Source organism: Ruminococcus bromii (assembly GCF_928721825.1).
Taxonomy (GTDB): Bacteria; Bacillota; Clostridia; order Oscillospirales; family Acutalibacteraceae; genus Ruminococcoides; species Ruminococcoides bromii.
The window spans coordinates 1,215,289-1,227,640 of sequence record NZ_CAKMVP010000003.1; the positions used below are offsets into that span (position 1 = coordinate 1,215,289).

The window sequence follows — 12,352 nt, forward strand, 5'->3', positions numbered from 1 at the left end:
TTTGTTATATTCAAACTTTTGTCACCCGAGCGTAGCTTGGTTGTCAATTTACGAACTAACACTATATTAATATTTATCGGAATATAAAAAAAGAAAAGAGGTCAGTAATCGCTGACCTCTTTGTTATAGGAGATGATTTTTTGAAAACACCTGTTCTTGAAAGTGAACGAGTCATTTTACGCCCATTAACCGTTAACGATGCTAAAACGGCATTTAACAACTGGACAAGTGATAATCGAGTTACAAAGTATATGCGGTATAATTCTCACACAAGCCTTGATGATACAATTGAATGGCTTAAAATGGTTGAATATGCAGAAAATTCTGACAAGCAATACGATTGGGGATTTATTGACAAAAAAGCGGGTACTCTTTTCGGCAGTGGCGGTCTTGTATGGAATGATGATGAACAGATGTACGAAATCGGTTACAACTGTATGTTTGATTATTGGCACAAAGGCTTTACAACTGAAATAGCCGCAGTAATTCTTAATTTTGCAAAGAACGCTTTAAAGCAAACAAAGATTTACGGTTGCCACGCTGTTGAGAATGTAAACTCGGGAAAAGTTATGATTAAAAATGGATTTGTACCTACCGGATATACTACCGTAACAAACTTTGACGGCACAACTAAAAAGGCACGAACCTACATTTTAAACTTTTAACTATTATACGCAATGAGTGCAATATTTGATGCACAGTTTTCTTCATTTAAATAACAAGTCAGTGTGTTTTATTCGTTTTGGTTTTGCAACCAAAACGATTGGCAAACACTGTTCTCCCCTACATTATTTCGGTAACTGTATCTCATTTATACAGTTTATTTTCATCATGAATTTTCTGCCATTACTTAGCGGGCGTCCAATGAACGCCCCTACTGAATTGTGCGAACAATTACAATACTACGCTCGGGCATAATATGTTTTTTTACATTACAAACTGTCTTCCCGACATTAATTTTCCATTTTCAATTTTCAATTTTACATTTAATTAAAACTGTCTACACGAATCGGGAACGGCGACTCGCCGTGCGGGCGTCCGATGAACGCCCCTACAAAACTGTATTTACTTACAATATTCATAAAACCAAACAAAAACGGTTGGATTACTTTTTTTCGTAAATCCAACCGTTAATTTTTTATTTGGTAATCTAAAGTCCGAACTTATTCTCTGCCGGCACGAACGCTTGCGGAGGCAAGTATATACACAAAACCGAGGAGAATATCGGTTGCTATGTCGAACACTTCAATCACAAAAACAACCTGTCCGTTGACAACATTAAATATGATGTTCAGCACTCCGATAAGCACAAGCACTACTGCGAGTTTGCCCGAAGTTTTCAACATTTTTTGCATATCCGGCGGTGATGTCTTTTTTGAAACGGCTCTCAGTCCCATTGAACCTACTGCGAGCTTCAGCACCATTGAAACGGTGACAGTCACGATTAGCAGATAGTCGAATACCGATGCCGATCCGCCGTCAAATGACGGGATAATCGTATTAACCAGCTTGTATGCAACCAAAATTCCCGAAAATATAACTCCGAGAAACATTACAACTGCCGTTACTTTGATTTTTTCTTTCATAAGACACACCCACGTGAAGGTTTAAGTTATCAGCCGATAAGCTCCTTGATTTTTGACTCTGCAAGAGCAGGATCAGCCTTACCTCTGCTGTTCTTCATAACATTTCCGACAAGCGACTTAATCGCCTTTTCCTTGCCGTTCTTATAGTCCTCAACAGCCTTTGGATTGCCCTCAACAGCCTGCTTGCACAAATCGTTGAGTGCGTTTTCGTCAAGACCGCCCATATCGCTTTCGCTGATAAATTCAAGAGCACCCTTGCCGCTGTCAAGCATTTTTTCAAGTGTTGCCTTCGCAAGGTTGTTGCGGATTTTACCGCTGTCAAGAAGTTTTACAAGCTCGTTAAGCTGTTCCGGAGTAACCGCAACATCAAAGATTTCCTTGTCAGCCTCGGTTTCCGTTCTGCGGAAAATCTGACCGATAATGAAGTTTGAAACTGTCTTTGGTGACTTAACGCCCTCGCAAGCCTTGTCAAAATACTCGCTGATTTTGCGGTACTTTGTAAGAAGCTGTGCATCCTTTTCGGGAATTGCAAGTTCGTCAATATATCTTCTGCACTTATCGGCAGGAAGCTCAGGCATTGCAGCCTTGATTTCTTCAACAACATCTTTCGGAACATGAATAGTAACAAGGTCGGGATCACGGAAATAACGGTAATCGTGAGCGTCCTCTTTACTTCTCATTGAAGATGTTGTGTTGGTTGCGTCGTCATAACGGAGAGTTTCCTGAACAACACTTCCGCCGTTTTCAATGAGGTCAACCTGTCTTTCAAACTCATACTCCATAGCCTTTGCTATGTTGTTGATTGAGTTCATATTTTTAATTTCGGTTCTTGTACCAAGCTTTTCGCTGCCCTTTGGACGAACCGAAATATTTACATCGCAACGCATTGAGCCTTCCTGCATCTTACAGTCGGAAATTCCGATGTAACGCATAACCTGCTGAAGCTTTTCAACATACTCTCTTGCCTCGTCAATTGAACGAATGTCAGGCTCTGAAACGATTTCGATAAGAGGAACACCGCCACGGTTATAGTCAACATATGTGTCGCCGTGCTGATGAATGAGCTTTCCTGCGTCCTCTTCGATGTGAATGTGGTGCAGACGGATTTTTCTGCCGTTTGAAAGCTCAACATAACCGCCTATAATGAGCGGAGCATAAAGCTGGCTGATCTGATAAGCCTTTGAAAGGTCGGGATAGCAGTAGTTCTTTCTGTCCATTTTTGAAATCTCTGCGATTTCACCGTGAACTGCAAGACCTGCACGGATTGCATAGCGAACTACCTCACGGTTAAGCTTTGGAAGTGTTCCCGGCAGACCGATACACACGGGACAGCAATGGCTGTTTGGCGCACCGCCGAATTTTGTAGTACAGCCGCAGAAGATTTTTGTCTTTGTGGCAAGCTCAATATGGGTTTCAAAACCCGCAACTAATTCGTAACTCACAGCTTAACACCCCACTTTGTATCCTTAAAGTTTTCAGCAGCAGCCTGCTGATATTTGTATGCCGCATTAAGAATTTCAGCCTCGCCGAAGCTCTTGCCGATAAGCTGCATACCAATCGGCATACCCTTTGCGTTGAATCCGCACGGAACCGAAACGCCCGGCAGACCTGCAATATTGACAGGTACAGTGCAAATATCCGTAAGATAGGTTTCAATCGGATCGCTTACAGCATGTCCCTTTTCAAATGCTGTCATAGGAACTGTCGGAGCAAGGATTACATCGCACTTTTCAAATGCGTTGTTGAATGCCTTAACTATAGTGCCGCGAAGATTCTGAGCCTTTTTGTAATAAGCGTCATAGTAACCTGCGGAAAGAACATAAGTACCGAGGAGGATTCTGCGTTTAACCTCTTCGCCGAATCCCTCCGAACGGGTACGGCAGACCATATCGTGAGTGCCGTTGTAATGCTCGGTTTTGTAACCGAAACGGATACCGTCATATCTGCCGAGGTTTGAAGATGCCTCGGCACAGGCGATGATATAGTAAACAGGAAGGGCAAATTTGAGTTCCGGCAGGTCAAAGTAAACAATCTCTGCGCCCATTGACTTGTAGATATCGGCAGCCTTTAAGACAGCCTCTTTTACATCGTCACGGACACCCTCAAGATATTCCTTTGCAATACCGATTTTCATACCCTTGATGTCATTGTTGAGTTTTGAATAAGTGTCACCGACAAAGCCCTTTGAGGTTGAATCTTTTTCATCTCTCTTTGAAATTGCGTCAAAAACAATTGCAGCGTCCTCAACAGACTTTGTAATCGGTCCAATCTGGTCAAGTGAACTTGCGTATGCGATAAGTCCGTAACGGGAAACCGCACCGTAAGTAGGTTTAAGACCTACAATACCGCAGAATGATGCCGGCTGACGGATTGATCCGCCTGTATCGGAACCAAGACCGTAAGCTGCAATGTTTGCGCCTACCGCACTTGCAACACCGCCTGATGAACCGCCTGAAACATAGTTTGAATCAAACGGATTCATTGCACCGCCAAAGTATGATGTTTCGCATGAAGAGCCCATTGCGAACTCGTCCATATTTGTCTTGCCGAGCATAACTGCGTTTTCGCCTGCAAGAGTTTCCCAAACGGTTGCGTTATAAATTGGCTTATAGCCTGTGAGAATTTTTGAACAACAGGTTGTTTCAATTCCCTTTGTTGAAATATTGTCCTTGAGCGTCATCGGAACACCCTCGAGCATACCGATTTCCTCGCCGGAGGCAATTTTTCTGTCAACAGCCTCGGCAGTTTTGAGAGCCTCCTCGCCTGTTACATTAACATATGCGTTAAGCTCGCCGTCAGCCTTTTCGATTTCGTCAAGATAGCTTTTTGTAAGCTCGGTACATGAACACTCTTTTGACACAAGCATTTCATGAATTTTTTCAATAGAACCCATTTTTACACCGCCTTACTCTCTGTTTCTTACAAGGAAGTGATCCTCTGCCTGCTCGGGAGCATTTGAAAGGATCTCCTTTGTATCGTAGGACTCAACAACCTCATCCTCACGAAAAACATTTGACAGATTGTTAATATCGTCAAACTCCTCGCCGTCTGTCGGAGCGTTATTGATTGTGTCGGCAAAATCTATGATTTCCTGCATTGACTTTGTAAGGCCGTCAAGCTCCTCTTCGGGAACAAAAAGCTTTGAAAGCAACGCAATGTTTTCAACATCTTCTCTTGTTACCATAAAAACCGTCCTTTTTAAAGAAAATAGGGCAAGTCATATAATATATAACTCGCCCTTTGAGTTTGAATATATGACTGCAAATGCAGTTTTTATCTTAATTTAATATGAACCTCACGGAGCTGCTGTTCTGTTACCTCACCCGGTGAACCGAGGAGAAGATCCTGAGCATTGGAGTTCATCGGGAATGCAATAACTTCTCTGATGTTCTCTTCCTCTGTAAGGAGCATAATCATACGGTCAACACCCGGAGCCATACCTGCGTGCGGCGGAGCACCGTACTGGAACGCATTGTAGAGTGCAGAGAATTTAGCCTTGAGGTCATCCTCGCTGTAGCCTGCAAGCTCGAACGCTTTCTTCATAATTTCAATATCGTGGTTACGAACAGCGCCTGATGAAAGCTCAACACCGTTGCAAACGATATCGTACTGATAAGCAAGAACCTCTTCGGGATCCTTGTTAAGAAGGCTGTCAAGACCGCCCTGCGGCATTGAGAAAGGATTGTGTGTGAAGATAATTTGATTTGTTTCTTCATCTCTCTCAAACATCGGGAAGTCAACGATAAAGCACATTTCAAAACGGCTTGTATCGATAAGGTCAAGACGCTTTGCAACCTCTGTTCTGATCTGACCCGCAAGCTTTGGAGCTTCCTGAGCAGTATCGGCGATAAAGTAGATTACATCACCTGCTTTTGAACCGTTACGGCTGATAAGCTCTTCACGGTCGCCCTCTTTAAGGAACTTGTCAATCGGACCGTCAAATGTGAGGTCATCTCTAACCTTAACATAGCCAAGACCCTTCATGCCGATTGAAAGAGCGAACTCCTCCATCTTCTTGAACCATTTCTTTGACTGACCTGCGGCGTTCGGAACATTGATTGAACGAACTGTCTTTTTGCGGAACGGAGCAAAGTCTGTTTCCTCAAACATATCGCTGATTTCAACAATTACGAGCGGATTGCGGAGGTCAGGCTTGTCTGTACCGTACTTGAGCATACTCTCGGCATACGGAATACGGGCAAACGGAGGCTTTGAAACCTCTTTATTTGAAAACTTCTTGAATGTTTCGTAAAGAACCTCTTCAGCAACAGCAAATACATCTTCCTGTGTTGCAAAAGCCATTTCAAAATCAAGCTGATAGAACTCACCCGGTGAACGGTCTGCACGGGCGTCCTCATCACGGAAGCAAGGTGCAATCTGGAAATACCTGTCAAAACCTGACACCATAAGGAGCTGTTTAAAAATCTGAGGAGCCTGTGGGAGAGCATAGAATCTGCCCTTGTGCTTTCTGCTCGGGATAAGGTAGTCACGAGCGCCCTCCGGAGATGAAGTTGAAAGGATAGGAGTCTGAATCTCCGTAAAGCCCATTTCGTTCATCTTGTTGCGCAGAAATGTGATAATCTGCGAACGAATCATAATATTATTGTGAACCTTCGGGTTACGGAGGTCAAGAAAACGATATTTAAGTCTTACTTCTTCGTTGGTATTTGTAGAGGTTGCAACCTCAAACGGAAGAACATTCTTACACTTGCCGAGAACCTTGATGTCCTCCGTGTGAACTTCAACGAAACCTGTTGCAATCTTCTTGTTGATTGTTTCTTCGTCACGCTTAACAACAGTACCGCTGAGAGTTACTGTACATTCCTTGTTGATATCTTTAAGGAGTTCATCGTTGTGAACAACAACCTGAAGCACACCGTACTGATCACGGATATCGAGGAACATTACACCGCCGTGGTCACGGATATTTTCAACCCAGCCCGCAACTCTGACCTGCTGTCCGATATTTTCTTCTCTTAACTCACCGCAGGTGACTGTGCGGTATTCATTAGCTTTTATCATTACTGTAACTATCCTTTCACAGATATTTTGCCTGTCAGCCTATTTATTTAGCCTATTCTTCTGTATTATAACACAATTGCTGTATTCAATCAATATTTTACAAAAGATTTTTTAAGCATACGGCAAAATATTCCGTTATTCAACGCTTTTAAGGCTTTCAACCATATTAACGGCTTTAATCTTAAAGCTCATAACCGCATTTACAAGAAGCGAGAACAGGAATGTCAGCCCTGCCGCATAGAGGTATGAAGTGAAATAAATATCTCTTCCGAACATAACGTTGTCAACCTCAACCGTCTGAATGATAAAGCCCGTCAAAAGATTTCCGAGAAACAGACCTACGATAATTCCGAGGATAGTCAAAATTATGTTCTCTTTGTAAATGAATGATGAAGTTTCACGGTTGTAGAATCCGAGAACCTTAAAGGTTGCAATTTCACGGACACGCTCGGCAATGTTGATATTTGTAAGGTTGTAGAGTACAACAAAGGCAAGTGCCGCTGCGCAGATTATCATAACCGTAACAACCATATCAAGCGAGTTGAGCATATTTCTAAATTCGTTCAAGCTTGACGCAATGTAGCTTACCGCCGCAATTTTATCATCGGATAAAACCTGTGAGCCGAATTCGTCACAGGCGGAATCCGAGGTGTCTTTGAGTGCGACATCAGCCATATTATAGGTGCAGTCACTGCCGAACAAGCTCTTATAGGCGGTTGGCGTCATATAAACAAAATTGTAAATGTACTGTTCAAAAATTCCGCTGACCTTAACCTCCGCCTTTTTGCCGTCAACATTCAGTGTGATTTTGTCGCCCGTTTTTATTCCAAGCTCACTGCACATTTTTTCACTGAGCATTACTCCGCTGTCCGAAAGCTTGAGTTCTTCTTTGCCTTTTCTTGTATGCAGAGAAACAATTTCGTCAAACTTTTCGGGATTCTGCGGTACAACAAGATTTGTGTCGCTGTCCTTAACCTTACTGCCGTGAGTTACCGTACATTCCTGCTGTGAAACAAGCATTGAGTGTTTGACATTGCTGTTTTTATCAAGTGTATCTGTCAAAAACGAAAGATTGTCGGCACTTCCGCTGTCTTTAGGAACAACAACGGCATCGTATTTATAAATTGTTTCAAACTGATCGTGTGTCATCGGTTCAAAGCTGTTGAGCAAACCGAATGCTGCAACAATCAGAGCCGTACAGCCGGCAACACCGATAACAGTCATACAAAGTCTTACCTTGTATCTGAACAGATTTCTTGCGGTCAGCTTTGAGTTAAAGCTCATATGTGACCACAACGGTTTTATGCGTTCAAGCAAAATTCTCTTGCCCGCCTTTGGTGCTTTCGGCCGCATAGCAGCCGCAGGCTTTTCGTGCAGAGATTTTGCACACACTACAACCGACACAACAACCGTGCAGACAACTGCGGCAACAATTCCGAAAATTATGCTTGTATAGTCTGGTATCAGCGTTATATCGCCGATGTAGTACATAATTTTGTAAGCATCATAAATTACAAACGGCAAGGTTAAAATGCCGATTAAAATACCGATTACACTTCCGATAACAGCCGCAAGCAACGAGTAGATTACAAACTTCATTACAATGCTTATGTTGCTGTAGCCGAGTGCTTTCAGCGTTCCGATTTCGGTACGCTTTTCTTCAATAAGTCTTGTCATTGTGGTTACGCAGACAAGCACCGCTACGAGCAGGAAGAATACGGGAAATACCGTTGCAACAGCGCCGAGTCTGTCAGCATTTGAAGAAAATGTTGAGTAACCCGGGTTGTCGCTTCTGTCGAAGACATACCACTTTGGTTCTGTAAGAGAATTGATTTCTTCCTCTGCGTCTTTGATTTTATCCTCTGCCTTTTTGAATTCTTCATCGGCTTTTTTAACGCCGTCATCGTATTCTGTCTGTGCATCGGAAAGTTTTTTCTCGCCGTTTTTCTTTTCCTCGGCAAGCTTTGCAACACCGCTGTCATACTCGCTCTGAGCGTCATTCAGCTTGATTTCTGCCGAATCAAGCTGTGCCTGACCGTCTGCCGACTGTTGTGCAAGTTCTGCTTTTGCGGCATCAAGTTGTGTCCTTCCGCTTGAAATCTGTGAATATGCGTAGTCAAGCTGAGCCTGTCCCTCACTTTTTTTCTGTTCAAAAAGAGCCTTGTTTTCGGCAAGCTGATTTTCGCTTTTTTCAAGCTGTGCCTTTGCGGAATCGTATGCTGCGTTGAGTTCGTCAAGCTTCTGCTGAGCCTGTTCAAGCTGTGCGTTCAAAGCGGTGAGCGTTTCTTCATCGGTCGTCTGACTGATTTGATTCTGCAAAGCCGAAACAGCGTCCTCAGCCTGACTTATTCCTGCCAAAAGCTGCGGTTCCTGTTCGGTTTGAAATGTATCCTTTGCCGACTGCAGCTGATATTCCGCATTTTCTATTTCAGCCTGTGATTTTGAAATTTCTTTGTCAAATTCTGCTTTTGAAGAATTATATTGCTTTTCGGCAGAATTAAGCTGACTTTCCTTTTCGGCAATCTGAGCCTGTGCGTCGGCAATTTTTGTGTTATATTCGTTGCGTGAGTTTTCAAGCTGTGTCCTGCCGTCCTCAATCTGCTGCTTTGCCGAATCAAGTTTTTTCTGTGCGTCATCGGTCTTGGTTTTCAGTTCTTTTTTGCCGTCATCAATCGCCGTCTTTGCATCGGCAAGCTTCTTTTCGGTTTTTTCTTTATTGTTCGAATACTCCTGTTTTGCATCTGCAAGGTCGCTCTTAGCCTTGTCGATAACCTCAACCGTAAAGCTGTTGCTCCTGTCCTCTCCCACCTTTTCAAAATCGGTGGCTTTATTCTCTATGGCATTATCATAATCGTCCGTGTATGCCAAGAATTTATCCGAAATATCGGTTTTTACATAAAGCTCCGTGTAGCGTTCAAAGGCGAAATCTTCGGGGCAAATGTAGAAATAATCCGAGATTTTTCCGTTGCCGACCGTCGTAGTTCCTCGCTGATATGCTATGTAAAGAGGTGACTGCACAAGACCTACCACCGTGTATTCAAGGGTTTTAAGTTCGGTTGAAGTATCTGTATCGCCCGTCTGTTTTGCAAATCTGATTTTGTCACCGATTTTATAACCCTCTGCCGTGAACGAGGTTGAATCGGCTGCAATTTCACCCGACTTTTCGGGAAGTCTGCCTTCCGTCAAAACAAGCTTGTTCTGAACGGAATTATCACCGTATTTTTCGGGAAGCGCAATGACTCTCATAGTCCTGCCGCCGCTGTCGGCATCGGTCTGAACATCGCAGAAATATGACGGCATAACAGAGGTTACTCCGTCCGTATTTTTTACCGCCTTTATGTCGTCCTCATCAAATCCGACCGTTGACACAAGGCGGTAATCCATAAGCTCCTGCTCGTCCGTGTAGGTTCTTGCAAGATTGTACATTGACGGAACAGTTGCCTTTATTCCGGCAAAAAATCCCACTCCGAGGGCGATAATCGCCATAATTGAGATAAATCTTGCCTTTGTATTTTTAATTTCTCTGAATGTGTTTTTTATCAAGGATTTAGTCATTGTGACACCTCCTTTTCATTTTTTTACCACTCAATTTCCTCAACATTTTTCGGATTTTCATTGTAAATATCTTCAACAATTTTTCCGCTTTTCATTCTTAAAATGTGATCCGCCATCGGCGTTATTGCTCCGTTGTGAGTGATGAGAACAACGGTCATTTTGTCTTTACGGCAGGTTTCCTGCAACAATTTCAGAATCTGTCTGCCTGTGTTGTAGTCAAGCGCACCTGTCGGTTCGTCACAAAGCAAAAGCTTCGGCCTTTTGGCAAGTGCTCTTGCGATTGAAACTCTCTGCTGTTCACCGCCCGAAAGCTGTGCGGGGAAGTTGTTTGCCCTTTCAAGCAAGCCCACGCTGTCAAGAGCAGTTTCGCTGTCAAGAGGATTACTGCAAATCTGAGCGGCAAGCTCAACATTTTCCTTTGCCGTAAGGTTATGAACAAGGTTGTAAAACTGGAACACAAAGCCTATGTCGTGCCGTCTGTACTCGATAAGCTGTTTGTCCTTAAATTTGCTTATATCCTTTCCGCCGACAATGATTTCGCCCTCGGAACAGCTGTCCATTCCGCCGAGAATATTCAGAACGGTTGTTTTGCCTGCACCGGACGCACCGACTACAATTGCAAACTCGCCCTCCTCAACCTTGAACGAAATGCCGTCAACCGCATTGATAACAACCTCACCCATTTTGTATCTTTTGTAAACATTATTAAATTCTACAAGGCTCATAAAATCACCCTTTTCATATGTTTCTTACAGAAAAAATCACTGTGCTTTGCATATTAATTATACCAAATTAACACCGCAATATCAACAGAAATCTTACCGTATTCGTCATCTGTATGTACAATATTTTGAAATTATACATATAAAAGCAGCAGAGGTCACACTAAACCTCCGCTGAAAAAATTATTCATAAGTACGGTCACAGACCTCGTTGATTTTGTCACGAAGCTTTAAGAAATCGTCAAAAGCGTCGGGCTTTCTGCGCGGATCACGCAAAATTGCCGCAGGGTGAAGCATTGCCATCATAAGCACACCGTTTTTCTCAATCCACTGACCGTGTTCCTTTGTGATTTTGATATCCGATTTAATAAGCCTTGCCGCCGCAATTCTGCCGAGACAGACAATAATTTTCGGCTTGATCATTCTCACCTGTGTTCTGAGCCACTCAATACACATTTCCTGTTCTTCGGGCTTTGGGTCACGGTTTTTCGGCGGACGGCACTTTACCATATTGGCAATGTAAATATTCTTGTTTCTGTCAAGGTCAACAGCCGCAAGCATTTTGTCAAGCAGTTTGCCTGCTCTGCCGACAAACGGTTCGCCTTGAAGATCCTCGTTTTCGCCAGGACCTTCACCAATGAACATAACCTCTGCATTTTCGTTGCCGATGCCCACAACAACATTTGTGCGAGTTTCGCAGAGTTCACACCTGTGACAGTTTTCACAAGCCGATTTTAATTCTTCCCAGGTATTATACATAATTTTCTCTCCCAAAATAAAGATTTAAATTTATCAAAAATGTTGAAATTCCAAGAATAAAGTAGTAAAATAAACACGAAGCCGTACGGCAAATTCTAATTGAATGGTGGTACACAAAATGAAAGTAATGGTTGAAACATCAGCGCATCATGTTCATGTTACCAAAGAAACTCTTGAGGCTCTCTTTGGCAAGGGCGCTACTCTTACAAACAAAAAGAATCTTTCACAGCCCGGACAGTTTGCCTGTGTTGAAAAGGTAACTGTTGTAGGTCCGAAAAGTGAAATGAAAATGTCAATTCTCGGTCCCGAAAGAAGTGCAGATCAGGTTGAAATCTCTCTTACAGACGCTCGTAAGCTCGGCATTGCCGCTCCTGTCAGAGAATCTGGCGATATTGCAGGCACACCGGGCTGCAAGCTTGTCGGTCCTGAGGGCGAAGTTGAAATCGAATGCGGTGTAATTGCCGCTAAAAGACACATTCACCTTGATCCGAAAACTGCCGAGGAGTTTGGTCTTAAAGACAAACAGCTCGTTTCGGTTAAGGTTGGCGAAAATACAGGCAGAGCAACAACATTCGGTGATGTTGTAATCAGAGTAAACGCAAACTACGCTCCTGCAATGCACATTGATACAGACGAATCAAATGCCGCAGGTCTTGGCGGTACGGTTGACGGCGAAATCATCGCATAATTTCGATTTAAACCAAATCA

General features: G+C 43.2%; 10 protein-coding genes. 2 read left to right on the forward strand and 8 right to left on the reverse strand.

Annotated elements, in window-relative coordinates:
- Window positions 1–140 precede the first annotated feature (140 nt).
- Window positions 141–665, forward strand: a complete 525-nt coding sequence (locus QDI94_RS06145; protein ID WP_021883563.1) for a GNAT family N-acetyltransferase — start codon at window positions 141–143, stop codon at window positions 663–665.
- A gap of 498 nt (window positions 666–1,163) precedes the next feature.
- Here the strand turns inward: QDI94_RS06145 and QDI94_RS06150 are convergent, their stop codons facing one another.
- The 8 genes from QDI94_RS06150 to QDI94_RS06185 all read right to left on the reverse strand — a co-directional run bounded on the left by QDI94_RS06150 (window position 1,164) and on the right by QDI94_RS06185 (window position 11,644).
- Complete coding sequence (locus tag QDI94_RS06150; protein WP_021883562.1) at window positions 1,164–1,586, reverse strand: hypothetical protein; 423 nt, start codon at window positions 1,584–1,586, stop codon at window positions 1,164–1,166.
- A 29-nt stretch (window positions 1,587–1,615) separates the two neighbouring features.
- On the reverse strand, window positions 1,616–3,028 hold the full coding sequence (gatB, locus tag QDI94_RS06155; protein WP_117839064.1) for an Asp-tRNA(Asn)/Glu-tRNA(Gln) amidotransferase subunit GatB: 1,413 nt from the start codon (window positions 3,026–3,028) through the stop codon (window positions 1,616–1,618).
- Window positions 3,025–4,479, reverse strand: a complete 1,455-nt coding sequence (gene gatA / locus QDI94_RS06160) for an Asp-tRNA(Asn)/Glu-tRNA(Gln) amidotransferase subunit GatA (RefSeq protein WP_015522683.1) — start codon at window positions 4,477–4,479, stop codon at window positions 3,025–3,027. Before gatA ends, gatB begins: the two co-directional genes overlap by 4 nt.
- Before the next feature lie 12 nt (window positions 4,480–4,491).
- The gene (gene gatC / locus QDI94_RS06165; RefSeq protein WP_015522682.1) at window positions 4,492–4,770 is read right to left on the reverse strand and encodes an Asp-tRNA(Asn)/Glu-tRNA(Gln) amidotransferase subunit GatC; all 279 of its coding nucleotides are present in this window, start codon (window positions 4,768–4,770) and stop codon (window positions 4,492–4,494) included.
- Window positions 4,771–4,859: 89 nt separating this feature from the next.
- Window positions 4,860–6,608: an aspartate--tRNA ligase gene (gene aspS / locus QDI94_RS06170; protein ID WP_101028814.1), complete on the reverse strand. Its 1,749-nt coding sequence runs from the start codon at window positions 6,606–6,608 to the stop codon at window positions 4,860–4,862.
- A 135-nt stretch (window positions 6,609–6,743) separates the two neighbouring features.
- Window positions 6,744–10,163, reverse strand: coding sequence for an FtsX-like permease family protein (locus QDI94_RS06175; protein ID WP_278867939.1), 3,420 nt, complete (start codon window positions 10,161–10,163; stop codon window positions 6,744–6,746).
- Window positions 10,164–10,186: 23 nt separating this feature from the next.
- Window positions 10,187–10,888 carry an ABC transporter ATP-binding protein gene (locus QDI94_RS06180; protein WP_278867940.1) on the reverse strand — a complete coding sequence of 234 codons (702 nt, stop codon included), beginning with the start codon at window positions 10,886–10,888 and terminating at the stop codon, window positions 10,187–10,189.
- A gap of 180 nt (window positions 10,889–11,068) precedes the next feature.
- Window positions 11,069–11,644, reverse strand: a complete 576-nt coding sequence (locus tag QDI94_RS06185) for a uracil-DNA glycosylase (RefSeq protein WP_101028817.1) — start codon at window positions 11,642–11,644, stop codon at window positions 11,069–11,071.
- Between the two features lie 118 nt (window positions 11,645–11,762).
- On the opposite strand from QDI94_RS06185, the gene QDI94_RS06190 reads away from it, so the two are divergent.
- Window positions 11,763–12,332 carry a PduL/EutD family phosphate acyltransferase gene (locus QDI94_RS06190; RefSeq protein WP_015522677.1) on the forward strand — a complete coding sequence of 190 codons (570 nt, stop codon included), beginning with the start codon at window positions 11,763–11,765 and terminating at the stop codon, window positions 12,330–12,332.
- The last annotated feature ends 20 nt before the right edge of the window (window positions 12,333–12,352 follow it).

Bases quoted from the DNA above. Each gene is read 5' to 3' on its own strand.
- QDI94_RS06150 (WP_021883562.1), bottom strand. From the start codon at position 1,586: ATGAAAGAAAAAATCAAAGTAACGGCAGTTGTAATGTTTCTCGGAGTT.
- gatA (WP_015522683.1), bottom strand. From the start codon at position 4,479: ATGGGTTCTATTGAAAAAATTCATGAAATGCTTGTGTCAAAAGAGTGT.
- gatC (WP_015522682.1), bottom strand. From the start codon at position 4,770: ATGGTAACAAGAGAAGATGTTGAAAACATTGCGTTGCTTTCAAAGCTT.
- aspS (WP_101028814.1), bottom strand. From the start codon at position 6,608: ATGATAAAAGCTAATGAATACCGCACAGTCACCTGCGGTGAGTTAAGA.
- QDI94_RS06175 (WP_278867939.1), bottom strand. From the start codon at position 10,163: ATGACTAAATCCTTGATAAAAAACACATTCAGAGAAATTAAAAATACA.
- QDI94_RS06180 (WP_278867940.1), bottom strand. From the start codon at position 10,888: ATGAGCCTTGTAGAATTTAATAATGTTTACAAAAGATACAAAATGGGT.
- QDI94_RS06185 (WP_101028817.1), bottom strand. From the start codon at position 11,644: ATGTATAATACCTGGGAAGAATTAAAATCGGCTTGTGAAAACTGTCAC.
- QDI94_RS06190 (WP_015522677.1), top strand. From the start codon at position 11,763: ATGAAAGTAATGGTTGAAACATCAGCGCATCATGTTCATGTTACCAAA.